Origin of the sequence: Pseudoalteromonas sp. PS5 (genome assembly GCF_004103255.1) — a bacterium.
In the GTDB taxonomy this organism is placed as follows: Bacteria; Pseudomonadota; Gammaproteobacteria; order Enterobacterales; family Alteromonadaceae; genus Pseudoalteromonas; species Pseudoalteromonas peptidolytica.
The window spans coordinates 14,078-31,932 of record NZ_RCSQ01000046.1 but is presented as its reverse complement, the minus strand read 5'-3'; the positions used below and the strand labels follow the sequence as shown (position 1 = coordinate 31,932).

Sequence of the window (17,855 nt, the reverse complement as noted above, 5' to 3'; positions counted from 1 at the left end):
GAATTATGCGCAATATTTTGATTTTTTCAACGGCATTGCTGTTATCAGCTTGTCAGTATTCTCCCAATGAGCCGCAATCTACACAGTACCTGACTGTGCTACATACCAACGATAACCATGGTCGCTTTTGGCGAAATGATAAGGGTGAGTATGGTATGGCCGCAAGAAAAACCTTAATCGATAAACTAAAGAGCGAAGCCGAAAATTCAGGTCATGCCGTTATCTTGCTTTCGGGTGGAGATATTAATACCGGTGTTCCAGAATCAGATTTGCAATTTGCAGAGCCCGACTTTAAAGGAATGAAAAAGTTAGGTTATGACGCTATGGCGCTAGGTAATCACGAATTTGATAACAGTCGTGATGTCCTCGCGAAACAAATTGAGTGGGCTGGTTTCCCTATTTTGTCAGCTAATATCATCGACAACACCTCTCAATCCCCAGCTTACACTCCATACACTATTATTAAAAAGGAAGGCTTAACGATTGCCGTGCTTGGTCTGACGACCGTTGATACGGTAAAGATAGCAAACCCTAAGCATATTGATGGATTGACATTTATTGAACCATTGGCTGCGACACAAGACTGGGCACCTAAGATAAAAGCGAAATATAACCCTGATGTGATGATAGCAGTGACTCATATGGGTCATTATCATGATGCCGCACATGGGATCAATGCACCAGGTGATGTGACGCTAGCACGCCAGCTCGCCCCCGGCACACTCGACTTAATTGTAGGCGGGCACTCTCAAGAGCCTGTTTGCGTAGATGAAAGCGGTAAAGAGAATACGCACTTTTCTCCTGGCAAAACATGTAAACCAGACAACCAAAATGGTACTTGGATAATGCAAGCACATGAATGGGGTAAGTATGTGGGTAAAGCCGTGTTTAAAATCAGCGGAGATACTAAAACCTTGGTCAGTTACAACCTGATCCCAGTCAATCTTAAGGATGACAAAGGTGTGGTAATTGGGGAAAGTATCGAAGAAGATTTACAACTTCTTGCGTTCTTGAAGCCCTTTCAAGATAAAGGGCAAGCGCAAATAGCTGGTGCGGTTGGATCTGTAGATAGTTTTCTTGATGGCCGTCGAAGCACGGTTAGATTTAAACAAAGCAAGCTTGCTGATTTGATTATTAATGCTCAGATGGCCGCTGTGGAAGCGGATTTTGGTATTATCAGTGGCGGCGGGATCAGAGACAGTATTGAACAAGGTGATATAAGCTATAAAGATGTATTAAAGGTACACCCTTTTAGAAACCGCATTACTTACGTCGACTGGCAAGGTAAAGATCTAATCAACTACCTGAATACAGTCGCACAATTTCCACCAGATTCTGGTGCGTATATGCAGTATCACCACATTACTTTTGATTTAAAAGATAATAAAGTGGTTAATGTAAAAATTGCAGGGCAGCCTTTGGCGCTTAATCAACGCTACCGTATGAGTATTAACAGCTATAATGCCGCAGGTGGTGATGGCTACCCTAAAGTTAACCAACTTGCAGAATATACCGCTACAGACTTCACTGATGCTCAAGTACTGAAGGATTACCTGCAAAAGCACAGCCCGATCAAAGCAGTCGATCTGTGATACGGAAACTAGCATTAATATTAGATAGCGCTTTTAGGTGTTATCTATATTAATGCTAGCCTAATAAAAGTGGCAGACAGAGCCTAACGTTGTTACTCGATTAGCGTCTGTAGATAGTTGAAGAGTCGCTCGCTTATTCCAATTATCTTAATTAAGCTTGCTATGTTGAGGCAAAAAGCTTTGTCGATAACACCACTTCCCCTAAAACTCTCTGGTTTGACCCAGAGACAAATTAGAGCACTCCTTATCCAAACCTAAGGTTGTTTGAATGATGCTGGTATCACTTACCTATCACTTCTACTTCTGACTTTTTAACTCCATTAAGCCCATAACTATGAAGCTTAGAGCGTGAGCCTTCTCCATGGGCTTTGGGTGGATAAAACAGCGCTTTTTTCTCTGGAAATGCTTCTAGTGCTTCATCTAAAGCAGCTCTAATTTCACTTAGTGTCTTCTCAAGACTATTAGTAAAATTTGGCCGTTTTCTGATAGTGTGACCAAGCTCAACCAGTCGATAAAAGTATTTATCAGCCAATTCTAGCAATGGCTCTGGCATCGCTTTGTTTTGGTTCAAAATAACATCTGGGTGGACATCACAATATTCTATCAATGCCAAATAAAAGCATAATGGCTTATTTGCAAGCTGTACCCTTACCTGTTTATCACGGTTAGTGGTTACTGTTTTTGAGTGTAAATCAATAATCAGCTTAAACTCAGGTAAATTTTCTGCTAGTTCAACTTTATTAACCTTTGCTGCGATATGCTTCTTTCTATTCCAACTATAAAAAGCGACGCCAATTAAAGCCATGATGAAAGGAAATATAAAAGTAAAAACAGGTTTAGAGTTATCGATAGAAATAGCTACATAAAAATTTCTATGTGGGGCGGTTAATGTCAGTATTTCACTATTTTTACTTTCTCCAGCACCTGAGGTATTAATATCTAAAACAGTAAGTCGAGCACCTTTATTTTGCAAAGATAAATTTAAAGCGTTGATATACTCATTTAATTCAACTTCATTCCCCGCGTAGTGTAAAAATGGATCTGCTACAGGGAGTTTATTTAAATCAATAGCCACTCTCAATGCAACTGCTTCTTTTTGCTGCTTTAACACATCTGTTACTGTGGTAGTTTGAGATAAGTGGAAAATACAGCAAAAAAGCAAAGATAAGCCCATAAATAAAAATATATTACGTTTATTTAGCTCCATTTTTTTCTCCAATAAAGCGGTAAGGAGCCTTCTCACACTGCCAATAGGTATCTACTTTATCAAAATAGCTGGATGTTCTTGACTGAGCTATCTGGTGTACAATCCCCTGTAACGCACACACTAAATCGGTGTTATTGTTGTTCATTTTCAAATACCACTTACTACCGCTGACATTATCCGCAATCGGTGTAATATAATTTTTTGAAAACCTCACCTCATCTTCATCAGACCAGTACGAAGCGATAATATCTACTTCTCCGGATGCAAGTCGTTCACGCAGTGCTTGATGCGAACTCAAATACGTAATGTCGAGTGCGTTAATATCTATATCTAGGTCTTTGAGCGCACTTTTTGGCAGAATATGCCCCGAGCGGCTGGTTGGGTAATCTAGTAAACCGATCTTTTTGTCCAAAAAGTAAGACTTGGATAAAGTCGGTTTTTCGGTGTTTGAAATAAAAAATGCAGAATAAGCAGGATACCCAATAACCGGTTTGTAACTATGTGTAGACTCGGCCATTAATGCCGACATAATATTGTCTTTGGTCAAGATTACGTCAGCAATACCTTTGGCCAAAAATTCAATTTGCTCTCCTAGGCTGCCACCCCAATATACCTTTACCTCACCATATTGCCTAGTAACAACGTCATTTTCGCAGGCTCTAACAAGCACTTCCAAAGCTAGACTTTTAATAGGTACATGTACTTTTAGCGTGTTGATATTGGAAACAGAGCGCGTTTTACACGAATTTGAATATTGCACAACTGGTTCGATTGACAAAGGTTTAACAGATACCAGCCTACTACCGAGGAACCAACACAATAATGCACCTGTAAAAAACACGGAGAAAATTGCTGCTTTACTAACCAAAACGTTACTATATATCACATTTACACATAACCTACCATTTCTTGTCGTCTATTAGATCAATTTTCTTTACTTATTGCAATAGGTAATTTTACTAAAAAGACATAAACAATTGATTTAAATACTTTATTGATAAGAAATTATGAATCTTATTGAGTCCTTTTATTTTGTTGAAAAATGCGGACAATTGGCCTCACTTTTTATTGGGAAGATTGTTCCCTTTTCCACAAGAGATAAAAATGTTACGTAAAAGCATTTCATTACTTTTTGCAGTAGGAATGACGTTAACCACTTCAGATGCAGCAGCATGGGGTCAAAATGGGCACAGGATCATTGGCGAATTAGCTGAATTACATTTAACTGACCACACCCGCCTTGCTATTAAGCCTTTACTAGAAGGCGATTCTTTAGCTGAAGTATCCACATGGGCTGACGAGATGCGCTCAGATCCAAGCACCTTTTGGCGCAAACAGTCTTCGAAATGGCATTACATTAATATCGAAGATCCTAAAAACATGCACCAACATGTCCATTCAAATCTAGACGACAAAGAAAAAGTAAAAAATATTCTAGATGGCATTTATTACTCTATCAACACGCTCCAATCCGACTCCAAATCTATAGACGAAAAACGCTTTGCGTTACGCTTCATTGTCCACCTTGTAGGCGATAGTCACCAACCTTTCCACGCCGGCAGGGGTGAGGATCGTGGGGGCAATATGATTAAAGTAAAGTTTTTCGGTAGCGACTCTAATTTACACAGTACGTGGGATACCAAATTAATTGAGAACGAAAATCTCTCGTTTACTGAGTTTACTCGCTTTATTCAAACCACAAACTCTGAAATAATTGCTGAATATTTAAACAGCGCACCAGCTGATTGGCTACTTGAATCAAATAATATTGCCGAAAATGTATATAACAGCAATGAAACTGAAATAAGTTATGGGTACATTTACAAGCATATGCCAACAGTGAAGTTTAGACTGCAACAAGGCGGTATTAGACTTGCTGGTTTATTAAACCAAATTTTTGATAAGGACTCGCAGCCACTAAAAGAAGCACTAAAGACTTCTGTGACTGCGAAATAATATAATTGTAGCTAGTTCTAAAAATACGGGAAACAACATAATGAACACTATTTTACGCAAAACAGCACTTTCTGTAGCGATAGTTGCAGCTGTAGGTGTTAGTGGCGCAGCCAGTGCAAACTCTTTAACATCGACGATTAAAGGAACTATTGTGGGGCCACAAGGTAACCCAGATACTTCTTCTGTCGTAACAATTATTCACGAACCAACAGGTTCAAAGAAAACCCTCTCACCTAATGAGAGTGGTGTTTTTAATGCGTCTGGCTTACGCGTAGGTGGTCCATACACTGTTGTAATTGACTCTAAGAAACATAAAGATAAAACACTAACAGATCTATTCCTAACGCTTGGCAAAACTTCGGCACTGGATATAGAACTAACTTCTGATATCGAAACAATCACCATCACAGGTGCATCTCGTCACTCAATTATCAATGCCTCAAAAGACACAATGGGAAGTGTTTATGGTGCAGGCGATATTGAGCGTTCACCTTCATTTGACCGTGACATAAAAGACATCGTACGTCAAAACCCGCTTGTTAATATCTCTGATGACTCTCGCGGTGAGATGTCAGTAGGTGGTGTAAACCCGCGCTTCAATAGTATTTCTATTGACGGCGTTAAACAAAATGATGACTTTGGCTTAAACGATAATGGTTACCCAACGAATGGTTCACCGATTTCATTATTAGCTATAGACCAAGTGTCAGTAGACATCACACCATTTAATGCAAAAGCATCTGGTTTTACCGGTGCTTCTGTAAATGCAGTGACAAAGTCAGGTACCAATGAGTTATCTGGTGAATTCTTCTATGAGTATGAAGATGACTCTATGGCTGGTACGCCAAAACGTGAAGATGGTACTGATGTAGACTTAGAATATGAGCGTAAAACATTTGGTGCTGCGCTTGGTGGTAAGCTTATCGAAGACAAGCTATTCTTTTTTGTTGCTTATGAAGAATCGACTACTCCATTCGTTACTGAGTGGGGAGTAGACGGCTCTGGCGCGGCAAATGAACTAGATTGGTTAACTGGTGCTCAGCTTGAAGAGATCCAAAGCGTTGCGAGTAGCAAGTACAATGTTAATACTGGTAGCACTCCTAAGGGGCTAGATAACGACAGTGAGAAACTACTCGTAAAGCTTGACTGGAATATTAATGACTACCATCGTGCAGCATTTACTTACCAAGACTCTACAGACAACTCGATTACGCCTCAAAACACTAATAGTAGTCGTTTTTCATTATTGAGTAACTGGTATGATAAAAAGGGAGAAATTACCTCTTATGCAGCACAGTTTTACTCAGACTGGACGGATGAGTTTTCAACACAGGTAAAAGTGTCATACAAAGACACCAAAACAAACCAAGCCCCATTCTCTGACACGCTAAACGATGCGAAAGTTGGTCAAGTTCGTATTGATTTTGATGATAACCGTGTGTACTTCGGCACAGATCCTTACCGTCACGCTAATAAGTTAGAGAACACTACAACTACTTTTGACGTTGAGGGTGAGTACCTATTTGATTATCACACCCTAAGCTTTGGTGTGGGTGTTGAAGAAATCGATGTGTTTAACCAGTTTGTTCCTTTCTCTCGAGGTGACTGGAGATTTGCCTCACTTGAGGACTTTAAAGCTGGTAAAGCGAAGAGCGTTTCTTATTCAAATGCTTACACAGGTAACCCAAATGATGCTGCAGCTGACTTTAAAGTAAAAAATCTTCATATGTTCGTAGAAGATCGTTGGGATATTCGCGATGATTTATGGATTAATGCAGGTGTTCGTTATGAGAAAATCTCGACTTCAGGCCTAATCCGTGAGAATTCTACATTCACTGACCTATACAGCTTCTCGAATACCAATAGCTTGGATGGAAAAGATATCTTCCTACCACGTGTAGGCTTTAACTGGACAGCAGCGGATAACTTAACCATCAGTGGTGGTGTTGGCCGCTATTACGGTGGTACACCAAACGTTTGGATTTCAAACTCATACTCAAACGACGGCCAAATCAATGTCCGTGCTAATACTGATGATGTTGACCTTAATAGCCCAGACTTTACACAAGCGCCAGCGGGTGCAACCTTATCTCCAGGTAATGGTGACGTTAACCTAATTGACCCAAGCTTCGAGTTACCTTCAGAGTGGCGCTATGGCATCACGGCTAACTATTCAGCTGACTTCTCTGATTTCGGCCTAGGTGATAACTGGGATCTAGAAGCGAGCTTTATGTATGTCGACGAAAAAGATGCTGTCCGCTGGAAAGAGTTATACCGTGAAACACAAGAGGTTGTTACAGGCCCTGATGGTCGTAACATTTACGTAGGTACTGGTGAACGTGACCGTGCAGATATCATGCTAACCAATGGTGAAGGCGGTACGCGTAAAACATTTACACTTAGTTTGTCAAAAGCATTTGAGAATGGTTTTTACGTAAACGCTTCATACGCTAACCAAGATGCAACCTCTCTAGTTGGCGGTACTTCGTCAACAGCGAACTCAAACTATGAGAAGTATAATGCAGCTGATAGAAACAACCCAGTTGTTGGCCGCAGCCGCTATGAGATTGAACACAGCTTTAAACTTAATATTTCTTACACAGCAGAATTGTTTGAAGGTTACAAGTCTACTTTCTCACTACAAGGTGAGCGTAGTTCAGGTAGACCATATAGCTGGATTTATGCTAATGGCTACGACACTTTTGGTGGACAAAACAACTTCGATGATGGTGAGTTCTTAGCCTACATCCCAACTGGTGCAGATGATGCCAAAGTACGCTATGCAGATGGTTATAGCTATGAGCAATTGAAAGCAGTAATTGATCAACACGGTCTTGCGGGCCAAGCCGGCGGCATCGTTGATAGAAACACTGTTAATGGTCCTTGGACTACACGCCTAGACTTCAAATTTACCCAAGAAATCCCTGGGTTTATGGAAGGTCATAAAGGTTCTGTTTACTTCTCAGTGAAAAACTTGCTTAACTTAATTGATAGTAGCGCAGGTAAGGTATACAGAACTGACTTCTTTAACGGTCGCGAATTAGTTGGTGTTGAGTATGACCAAGCTGCAAATCAGTATATCTACAGCGAAGGTTATGAAAGTGATGCACCAACTACGTTTGATGCGGAACGCTCTTCATGGCGTATCAAGCTAGGTGTTAATTATAAATTTTAATATCTAGTTACTACGCATACTTAACAAGTTAGCAGCTTAAGTAAAATGCGTCACCTCTATCTCTAGGTGACGCATTTTTATTAAACCTTTGAAATTACTCAATATAAAATTCAAAAAATAAAATATAAATATTTGGTGTAAATGAATAGTTGTCTTTGAAGATAACTGAAAGTATTGACAGCCTATATCATCACTACAAAGTACCGGCCGCCGCAAACTCGAAAAAAGACAAAAACCTTATTTATCAAATGGTTATAACAACACCAGTGTCTCCACCTTTTCACCATTGTTTCAATCAAAAAACCTTAAAAGTAAAGCATAAACTTTTGATAACCGCCCTATTATTACTGTATAATTCGCAAGTATGCAGAATTAAGAATAGTATATTTTTTGCTCTTTTTGATTTAATACCAATCGCATTAAGTAAGCGGCCTTTTTGACATCAAGAAATAGCGTTAATTACGTGGTTTTGGAAGAAAGAGAACCTCTTATGAGGTGCTTACTGTTTAGTCGACACAGACTGAGCTTTGTGTGCGCATACCAGGTCGATAACACAACTTAGATCGACCAAACACTCTTATCAGCACTATTTTGGGATTCTGGCTTCAGAAACCCAAAGCGCAGTTGATAGAAATGTTTATGAACACAACGTCTTTAGAATTGATATAAAAATGTTGTGCTCGCAGTAATTTACATTGAAACAGTCAAAACACACGGGAAATGACATAATGAGAAACGTTCGCTTAACTAAAGTAGCTGGCGCATTAGCTCTGGCACTTGGCGTATCAGTGAGTGCTTACGCTGCTGACACGTCATCTGCAATGCGCGGTAAAATTACAACGCCAACCGGTGAAGCCGCTGCAAACGTTAAAGTTACAGTTATTCACGAACCAACTGGAACAACAAGTACTTTTCTAACTAACGAGTCAGGTACGTTTATCGCAAAAGGCCTTCGTGTAGGTGGTCCTTACCGCGTAATCTTGGATTCTAACAAGTATTCAGATACACAACTTGACAATATTTATCTAGAGCTTGGTGATACTCACCGCCTAACCAACCAGCTTCAACCGTTACAACAAATAGAAAAAATCGAAGTCACTGGATATAAACTAGTGCAACAAGCTGGTGGCTCAAGCAGTGTATTTGGTGCAGATACCATTGAAAATGTACCTAGCTTCAATAATGATATCAAAGACATTGCACGCTTAAACCCACTCGCCAGCATCAATGGTAATGGCGAACTAACAATTGCGGGTAATAACCCAAGAACCAACGGTTTAACCGTTGACGGTATCGGTCAAAATGATGATTTCGGTCTAAACTTTGGCGGTTATCCGACAGCACAACCACCTGTAGCACTTGATGCAATTGAGCAGATTTCTGTAGATACCTCACCTTTCTCAGCTAAAAAAGGCAACTTTGGCGGTGGTACGATCAATGCGGTTACTAAGTCTGGCTCTAATGAATACACCTTTACTGGTTTCTACGAAACTAGCACACCAAGCCTTGCAGGTAAGCTAGATAACATTTCAGAAGCGAAATACAAAGAAGACATAAAAGACGCTGACGGTAAAATAATCCACCGTGCTGGTTCTAACATTCTTGATGAAGATGGCCATAGAACTTATGAAGTGGCACGCACAGATCCTATCGTTACCGAAAAGCGTTTAGGCTTTAGTACCGGTGGTGCGATTATCCAAGACAAGCTATTTTACTTTGTAAACTACAACGCTTGGAAGCAAGAGATGGACATGGACTACGGTTTTGATGGTTCAGGTACAGCCCATGAGTTTGACGTTAGTGCAGACGATTATCTCGATTTTGTTAATGCTTTAAACAGCGTATATGGTATTCAAGATGAGCTTGGTGGTAACCCTGAAGACACCAGCGATAGCATCTTGATCAAGCTAAGCTGGAACATTTCAGATCTTCACCGTGCAGACTTCACTTACCAATGGCAAGATGAAGAAGATGCAAGAGGCTTCGCAACAGGTGGCGACACAGTATCAATGGCGTCAAGTCGTTATACCTATACGACCAAATTCGATAATTTCGCTGCCAAATTATACTCTGATTGGACAGATGATTTCTCGACAGAGGTTGGCCTTGCTTATAAAAACGTAACAAACGATAGTGTTACAAACTCAGATCTAGGCAATATCCGTGTAAACCTCTTCGGTGAGCGCGGTGCTGGCTTCCAATTTGGACGCGATAGATACCGTCATGTTAACGAGTCTGAAACAGAAACATACGCGTTTACACTTGATGCCACTTACCTAATGGGTGACCACGAGATTAACTTCGGTGGTCAGTACGAGAGCAAGCGCCTTTACAACTTGTTCGGTGAAGACTCAAGAGGTAGCTGGACGTTTGGTAGCATAGAAGATTTTGAAAACAAAAAGCTGTTCTTAAACAAGTATGATGACTATAAGTTCTCTTACACCAATGCTTATACTAACAATGTCAATGACTTAGCTTATGATGCTACACGTGAACAACTTGCGCTTTATATTGAAGATAAGTTCTATGTGACTGACGACCTTGAAATGACAGCGGGTGTTCGTTACGAACGCTTATCTTCAAGCGATAAGCCAACGTTAAATACCGCATTCCAAGAAACATACGGCTATACCAACCAAGAAAACTTGGACGGTGCAGATATCATTTTACCACGTATCGGCTTCAAGTATTATGCCACTGAATCACTCACAATTAATGGTGGTATTGGTCGCTTCCACGGCGGTATCCCAAATGTTTGGTTTAACAACCCATTCCAAAAAGACGGGTTAACGCAGGTTAGCGCAAACCAAGACGCTATCAACGATTACTTCGCTGGCGTTGAGCAAGTTGACTTCACTCGTGTGCCACAGCCAATTCAAAATTCTCTACAGCAAGGCGCAGGTAGCACAGCCTATACAGATCCAAACTTCGAGTTACCGTCAAGTATTCGTGCTCAAATTGGCTTTGAATATGACTTTGATTCAGAGCTATTAGGCGATGGCTTTAAGTGGACAGCTGAGCTTGCGTATCACAATAAGCAAGATGAAGCGATTTGGAAGAATACTTCTATTACCCCTAAACTTGATGAAAACGGCGATATTGTTCGTTCTGCAACAGGTCGTATCATATATGAAAACAAGTACTCTGGTGAGTTAAGAGATAACTACGACATCATGATGACTAACGCAGATAAAGACGCGCGTTCAGTTATCATTAGCACAGCTATTGCTAAAGAGTGGGATAACGGGCTTTATGTTTCAGCAAGCTATACAAACCAAGATGTTGAAGATGTTTCTCCAGGCAGCGCATCTCAAGCTGATGGAAACTATAAACATGCAACCACGCACAGCCGTAACGTTGAGTTGGTTGGCCGCGGCCACTACGAAGTTGAGCACAGCTTCAAGTTAAATCTACGCTATACAACTGAATTCTTTGACGGTTACGCGTCTAAGTTTAACGTATTCTTTGAGCGTCGCTCTGGTCGTCCATTTAGCTACACAATGGGGTCTTATAATGACTATGACTTTGGTGATACTCGTGACTTCGCTGGTACCTCTGCATACCTAGCTTACATTCCATCGGGCCCTGATGACGCCAATGTAAATTGGGAAGAATCAAAGTACATGTCTTGGGAGCAATTAGAAACCCTACTTAATCGCGCTGGTATCACCGAGCGTGGCCAACTGCTTGATCGTAACACTGGCACTCAACCTTGGGTTACGACTATGGATGTAAGCTTTAAGCAAGAGATCCCAGGTTTCTACAAAGAGCATAAAGGTGAGCTTTACTTTATGATCGAAAACTTTGCTAACCTACTAAACAGTGACTGGGGTATAGAGAAGAAATTAGGTTACTCTGACCAAGCTGTTTATGACTTTGGTGGCTTAGACGACGATGGCAAGCTCATTATCTCTCCTCGTTATAAGGGTGCAGATGTTCGTAACTACTCGACTATCGATAAAGGCGCGTCAGCATGGCAAGCTAAAATTGGTATTCGTTACACATTCTAATATCTAACAGATAATTAGATAATCTTCCAAAGGCCAGCAAATGCTGGCCTTTTTCGTTAATCAGCATTGCTGGTATCACTATTCACTAGTCTATTATTAAGCACCGCTAATAATTCAATAAACTTTTTTTTTCTGCTCATCGCTAAAACAACTAAGTAGCTCGGCTTCCCATGCTAGAGCAAGTGGCGTTAACGTTTGATAGAGCACTCTTCCTTGCTCTGTCACCGCAATAGTTTTTGCACGCTTGTCACTTGAACTCACTAACATCTCAATCAACTCTCTGTCTTGTAACTGCTTGATCGCCCTCGAAACGGTTGATTTGTCCATCTTTGCCAGTTCACAAATGTGTGCTGCTGTGATCCCATTATGTTGTATCGCATGAGATAGCACCCGCCACTGCGGCTGTGTCAGTTTCCCTTGCTGTTTATACACCTGTGCAAAGTCATTGCTCACTTTTGTTGACAACGAAACTAATTGATATGGTAAAAACTCTTTAATATTCAGTGGTTTTTCGTCTTTTTTCGTCATTATCAATTGCTCCTAAGTGTCATCATAACTTTACGGCCATACTCAACGGTGAAGATTGAAAATACTCTCACATGAGAGTATCTTACTATAAAACAGTAAGGAGTCGAGACAGATGAGCCAAGAACTTCAATATTTAACAGGGTTTGGTAATGAGTTTGAAAGTGAAGCGTTGCCAGGCGCTTTACCTATCGGTCAATTTTCACCTCAGAAAATAAAATATGACCTATACGCTGAACAATATAACACTACAGCATTTACAGCACCTCGGGCTGATAACCGCAGAAATTGGTTTTACCGTATTCGTCCTTCCGTCTTACAAGGAGAATACGAGGCCATTGATAATGGTTTACTGCGCACAGCCCCTATTACAGAGGTAGCAACTCCACCTTCTATGTTGCGTTGGGATCCTATCGATATACCACAAGAGAAAACGGATTTTATTGATGGCTTGGTCACTATGGCAGCTAACGGCAGTGCCAACGGACAAAGCGGAATAGGTATTCATGTATATGTTGCTAACGCATCGATGGAGGGACGTTACTTTTATAATGCGGATGGCGAATTGCTATTCGTCCCACAGCAAGGTGAACTCGTTTTACATACAGAGTGCGGAAAACTCGCGATTAAACCAGGTGAGATTGCCGTTATCCCTCGTGGGATTAAATTTAGAGTTGAGCTACTCAGCGATACAGTTCGCGGTTATATTTGTGAAAACTACGGCAATCCCTACATCTTGCCGGAGCGAGGCCCCGTTGGCGCAAATGGTTATACTAACGAGCGTGATTTCCAATACCCAGTGGCTGCCTTTGAAGACATAGAAGGCGATTTTGAACTGGTTGCCAAGTTCAACGGTAACTTATTTCGCTGTGACATTGGCCACTCGCCACTTGATGTGGTTGCATGGACAGGTAATAGCGCTCCATACAAATATGACTTAGCGCGATTTAATGTGATGAATACAGTAAGTTTTGATCACCCCGATCCATCAATATTCACTGTACTGACTTCGCCATCAGGCACACCAGGTGTTGCCAATGTAGACTTTGTGATCTTCCCACCGCGCTGGATGGTGGCAGAAAATACCTTCCGCCCACCTTATTATCACCGTAATATCATGAGTGAGTTTATGGGGTTAATCGAAGGGGTCTACGACGCTAAAGAGCATGGCTTTGTACCTGGTGGTATGAGCCTGCATAACTGCATGTCTCCACATGGTCCAGAAGCGGATGTATTTGAAAAAGCGAGCAATGCAGAGCTTGCGCCGCAGCGCTATGAAAACACGCTCGCGTTTATGTTTGAGTCACGTTACATTATCTCTCCAACTAAGTATGCTCTTGAAGGCAAAGCACGTCAGCCTAATTATGCTGATTGCTGGAAAGGCATTAAAAAGTACTTTAAAGGAGCATAAAGATTATGTTGAAACTATATACTTATTTTCGTTCCTCAGCCGCCTACCGTGTGCGTATTGCTTTAAACTTAAAGGGTTTGAGCCATGAGTTAGTGCCTGTAAACTTGCTTAAATCTGAGCAAAGCGCAGAGGCATATTTAAGTAAAAATGGTCAAGGCTTACTTCCTGCTTTAGAAACAGAGCACGGCGTCCTTGCGCAATCTTTAGCAATACTGGAGTGGTTGGAAGAAACGCAAAGCGGCCAAGCTTTGTTACCACAAGATCCATGGCAAAAAGCACAAGTAAGAAATTTTTGCTATGCCATCGCTTGTGATATCCACCCTATTGATAATTTACGTGTACTTAAATACTTATCAAACGAGCTAGGCGCATCTGACGACCAGAAAAACGAATGGTATCGTCATTGGGTTATCGAGGGCTTTAAAAAGCTAGAACCTATGATTGGTGATGGTCAATTTTGCTTTGGTACAGAGCCTACACTAGCCGACATTTGTTTAGTGCCACAAGTATTTAATGCACTGCGTTTTAAAGTGGATATGAATGCATTTCCTAAGATCGCTCGAGTATATGAATATTGCAATACGCTAAGCGCGTTTTCTGATGCTGCGCCTGAAAATCAATTAGATGCACACTAGGTTAATTAAGAGATTGATCCGTTGTATAGGGTGATATGCTGGGCATATCACCCCGTAAATCAAACCTTTTTATTTCAGCGCGCTATAAACGTGATCAAAATGGCCAATAAGGTCATGGCCCAAATCGGTTAAATACCCTCCATCGGGGCTATCAATTACCCCCTTTTCAAATAGACGCATCGCAGCGCCTTGGATCCCTTCTGGTGCATTACTGTGAATTTTAATTCCCTGATGTAAACTATGCCTAGGAAACCTGGCAAGTAAGGTTAGCTCATCCAATAATTTTTGATCTAATGCCATTGTCATTTTTCCTTATTCTTCTATATTCTTTTTACACTCTAGTTCAAAATTTTAAATTTGATGAAGTTTTTAATAGGTTTAATAACAGCAACTTTGATCTCACCCAGTGTTTTGGCACTAAGTCCCCAAGAGTTAAGACTTTATGGCGAGTTACCCAAACGAGTATGTTGGTACCAAGGACAGTCATATAGCGAAGGCGCACTGCTGCAGCAATTCGATATGCTCTTTGTATGTGCTCCCAAAAAACACAACGAAGACAATGGTCAGCTTATTTGGATTAAAGCAGATACATCAGGTAAACCAATAAGGCCTGAAATTATCAAGAAAATTCAGGTAAACTAACAACAATTATAGTAGTCAATATAGAAGCAATTAATGAGTACCCAAGCAAACAACCCACTACATGGGGTCAAGCTAGAAGAAATAATTATTAAACTAGAGCAACAGCTTGGCTGGAAAGCCATGTCAGCCGCCGTGGACATAAACTGTTTTAAGGATAACCCGAGCGTCAAATCCAGTTTAAAATTTTTACGACGAACGCCTTGGGCTCGAGCAAAAGTAGAACAGCTATACCTTGACACCTTTCATGGTTTTCAATGGCCTGAGATAAAAAAATAGCCCGGCTTATCTCCCTTCTATTTTCAAATTTAAAATCGAGCTCATCGCTCTATACTGGTGAGCTCGAACAAACAGCCTATCCAGCTTAAAAAGTCTTGTTACCAAGCCCTATTTTTGCCTATTCTTAGCATCATAATCGCTACCTGTTTTGAAGCTTTTGAGGTGTTTGAGCTAATGCACTGAATAATGAGATTGATAGGTTTCATGTATTTTATTAAGAATGTATTTGGGCACATTTTTGTTACACGCGAAATATAATGATGTACTGAAGTCATCCAAAGTATACACCGGTTCCAATAAATAAGCCGTTTGCTCTTGTGTTCTTCGAAACCTAAACTGAGCATCACTCAATACCACCAAATCAACAAAGTCTTTTCTTGTATTAAGCAACTCAAACACTTTATCAAAAGAGTTGATGATTAACAGTTGCTTTCCTTCTATAAAACCATGTTCCATTAAAAACTGGTGGCTAAAGTTATCTCTTATTACCGCCGTGCGATAACGTTTGGCATCCTCTAAAGACTCTAATTCAATTTCATTTTCGCGAAGCCCATAAAAAGAGGTCGTAAAGGCATCAATAGGAAACACCCATTCAAACTCATTTTCTCTTACGTTGTTTCGAGCAGTTGAAAAGACACAAGTATCATCTTTTCTTAAAGCGGCATTGTAAGCTGCTGGCCAAGTGAGTACGTTAATGGTGTATTTTATCCCTGCATCGTCAAGCACCGTTTTCACCTTATCGGCCGCTCGCCCTATCAATTCTCCTTTTTCATTCTGATATTGAAAATCCGGAAAATTCTCAGTCACGATATTCAAGGTAAACGCGCCAGCACAGAAACCAATTACTAGTGTGCCCATACAAAACCAAAGTATACCCTTCATGAAACTCTCCCGTAGTAACTTGAATAATATAGTCTTAACTTGGGAGTTGAGCAATTTTTAACACAAAATGAAAGTTTTGGGAGAAGAGCAGACGTTAGTTTTTTTAACTGGAGATATGGTGGGTAAAAACTAGATCACCCACCACTGACATAAGCAAGGTTTTTTAGCTGTTGTTAATCGCATCGATTAAAAATGCGCTTAACTTGGCACCTTCTCTTAGTGTCGTTTCTGAGCTTGATTGACCGGCTAAAGAACTGTCGGTGAACGGCGCGATTTCCATCATATCTGCACCAGTTATCTTAAACTCTTCATGCAATGCGCTTAAAATCAACATCGCTTCTTCTGGCGTCATGCCTCCAGCTTCAGGTGTCCCTGTCGCTGAAGCAAATGCTTCATCTAACGCGTCAATATCGAAACTAACATACAGCTCTTCAACACCATCAGCTTTTAACTGTGCGATAACTTCGTCAACGATTGCTTGCGCTCCGCGTTCCCTAATTTCATGCGCCCAGTGTTGTTTCACACCAAATGTCGATTCCCAATGCGATTTAGGCTTACCACTTGAGCGGATCCCAAATTGCACGAGGTGAGAAGGTGCAGGCAGAAACTCCAAAATATGTGTACACCAAGAACCGAAGCATAAATCAATACCTAAGCGCTCAACCAGTAAATCCGTATGCGCGTCAAAATGAATAATTGCTGTTTTTATACCGCGAGCACGTTTTGCTTTCAGGTACGATTTGGTAAGCGGATAGCTAATCGAATGGTCGCCACCTATACCAAAGATACCTTTATCAGGGTAATTCTCGTAAAAACCATCACAGACATCTTCTGTAATGGATAAAGGTGACACGTAATATTCACTCTCAGGGTCTGCATAGAGCGCTTTTTGACAATTACTAATCGTACTCTCATTTAGGTACTTATCATGAAGCAGATGCGGAATAACTCTTACATCACCAAGATCAAAAGCACTTGTGTGCGGCTGTTGCTCTATTAGTGTGGAACGTAAAAATAGAGGTCCCCAATTCGCTCCGCGTAAAATACCGCCACCACAATCTGAACTAATCCCCAAAATGGCTGCTTTTTTTTCACTATCAGCAAGGCCATTCAAAGATGCTTTCCACAGGGTGTCAATACCTTCAGTTTGCCCATATAGCTTTTGTCTCAACGCATCCTTTCTCTCTTTTGCAGTGTTTACGGTGAAAACACCATCCCCCGGTGGACATAAACAGTGCTCCAATTTTTTGTGGAATTGTTGTTTACTATCAGACATCGCTATCCCCTTTTTTGTGAATAATCATGCGATTCGGAAAATTCCAGCCAACTTATTCACGGTATTCGTGTAAGAGTTGCCTTCAAGATCAGCCCAAATCTCAGAAACATTGCCAGAAAACAAGTTAACTTAATAATAATCATACGCTTAGCAAATTATCATACTCGTTTTTCGTTAGCTTGAATCTGCGCGTTAGATATAAGTTGGTGAACGTATAACAGCTTAAATTGGGAAGTCAACCAAAGCGCATTGATGCAAGCAATACACT

The 17,855-nt window shown here is 40.8% G+C and carries 14 protein-coding genes; 8 read left to right on the top strand and 6 right to left on the bottom strand.

What is annotated here, in order from left to right:
• The first annotated feature begins 5 nt into the window (after positions 1-5).
• Complete coding sequence (gene ushA, locus D9603_RS06445) at positions 6-1,592, top strand: bifunctional UDP-sugar hydrolase/5'-nucleotidase UshA (protein WP_128730700.1); 1,587 nt, start codon at positions 6-8, stop codon at positions 1,590-1,592.
• A gap of 280 nt (positions 1,593-1,872) precedes the next feature.
• On the opposite strand, the gene D9603_RS06440 is transcribed toward ushA, so the two are convergent.
• On the bottom strand, positions 1,873-2,799 hold the full coding sequence (locus tag D9603_RS06440) for a hypothetical protein (RefSeq protein WP_128730699.1): 927 nt from the start codon (positions 2,797-2,799) through the stop codon (positions 1,873-1,875).
• On the bottom strand, positions 2,786-3,559 hold the full coding sequence (locus D9603_RS06435; protein WP_241651612.1) for a PhnD/SsuA/transferrin family substrate-binding protein: 774 nt from the start codon (positions 3,557-3,559) through the stop codon (positions 2,786-2,788). Before D9603_RS06435 ends, D9603_RS06440 begins: the two co-directional genes overlap by 14 nt.
• 344 nt (positions 3,560-3,903) lie before the next feature.
• Between D9603_RS06435 and D9603_RS06430 the strand changes: the two genes are divergently transcribed.
• The 3 genes from D9603_RS06430 (at position 3,904) to D9603_RS06420 (ending at position 11,940) form a co-directional block, all read left to right on the top strand.
• Positions 3,904-4,755, top strand: coding sequence for a S1/P1 nuclease (locus D9603_RS06430; RefSeq protein WP_128730698.1), 852 nt, complete (start codon positions 3,904-3,906; stop codon positions 4,753-4,755).
• A gap of 40 nt (positions 4,756-4,795) precedes the next feature.
• The gene (locus D9603_RS06425; protein ID WP_128730697.1) at positions 4,796-7,930 is read left to right on the top strand and encodes a TonB-dependent receptor; all 3,135 of its coding nucleotides are present in this window, start codon (positions 4,796-4,798) and stop codon (positions 7,928-7,930) included.
• A gap of 728 nt (positions 7,931-8,658) precedes the next feature.
• On the top strand, positions 8,659-11,940 hold the full coding sequence (locus D9603_RS06420) for a TonB-dependent receptor (protein ID WP_128730696.1): 3,282 nt from the start codon (positions 8,659-8,661) through the stop codon (positions 11,938-11,940).
• A 114-nt stretch (positions 11,941-12,054) separates the two neighbouring features.
• Here the strand turns inward: D9603_RS06420 and D9603_RS06415 are convergent, their stop codons facing one another.
• Entirely contained in the window at positions 12,055-12,468 is a 414-nt protein-coding gene (locus D9603_RS06415) for a MarR family transcriptional regulator (protein WP_241651611.1), read from the bottom strand.
• Between the two features lie 112 nt (positions 12,469-12,580).
• Between D9603_RS06415 and hmgA the strand changes: the two genes are divergently transcribed.
• The gene (gene hmgA / locus D9603_RS06410) at positions 12,581-13,876 is read left to right on the top strand and encodes a homogentisate 1,2-dioxygenase (RefSeq protein ID WP_128730695.1); all 1,296 of its coding nucleotides are present in this window, start codon (positions 12,581-12,583) and stop codon (positions 13,874-13,876) included.
• Between the two features lie 8 nt (positions 13,877-13,884).
• Positions 13,885-14,511: a maleylacetoacetate isomerase gene (gene maiA, locus D9603_RS06405; RefSeq protein WP_194086957.1), complete on the top strand. Its 627-nt coding sequence runs from the start codon at positions 13,885-13,887 to the stop codon at positions 14,509-14,511.
• Between the two features lie 69 nt (positions 14,512-14,580).
• Here the strand turns inward: maiA and D9603_RS06400 are convergent, their stop codons facing one another.
• Positions 14,581-14,811 (bottom strand): TIGR02647 family protein, encoded by a 231-nt coding sequence (locus D9603_RS06400; RefSeq protein ID WP_125253470.1) that lies wholly within the window; start codon positions 14,809-14,811, stop codon positions 14,581-14,583.
• Between the two features lie 60 nt (positions 14,812-14,871).
• On the opposite strand from D9603_RS06400, the gene D9603_RS06395 reads away from it, so the two are divergent.
• A complete protein-coding gene (locus D9603_RS06395; RefSeq protein WP_128730693.1) occupies positions 14,872-15,153 on the top strand; it encodes a DUF1496 domain-containing protein in 282 nt (93 codons plus the stop codon).
• A gap of 33 nt (positions 15,154-15,186) precedes the next feature.
• Positions 15,187-15,429: a VF530 family protein gene (locus tag D9603_RS06390; RefSeq protein ID WP_125253468.1), complete on the top strand. Its 243-nt coding sequence runs from the start codon at positions 15,187-15,189 to the stop codon at positions 15,427-15,429.
• Positions 15,430-15,600: 171 nt separating this feature from the next.
• Here D9603_RS06390 and D9603_RS06385 read toward each other — a convergent pair whose 3' ends face one another.
• Positions 15,601-16,311: a transporter substrate-binding domain-containing protein gene (locus tag D9603_RS06385; RefSeq protein ID WP_128730692.1), complete on the bottom strand. Its 711-nt coding sequence runs from the start codon at positions 16,309-16,311 to the stop codon at positions 15,601-15,603.
• A gap of 163 nt (positions 16,312-16,474) precedes the next feature.
• Entirely contained in the window at positions 16,475-17,587 is a 1,113-nt protein-coding gene (locus tag D9603_RS06380) for an arginase family protein (RefSeq protein WP_128730691.1), read from the bottom strand.
• Between the last annotated feature and the right edge of the window lie 268 nt (positions 17,588-17,855).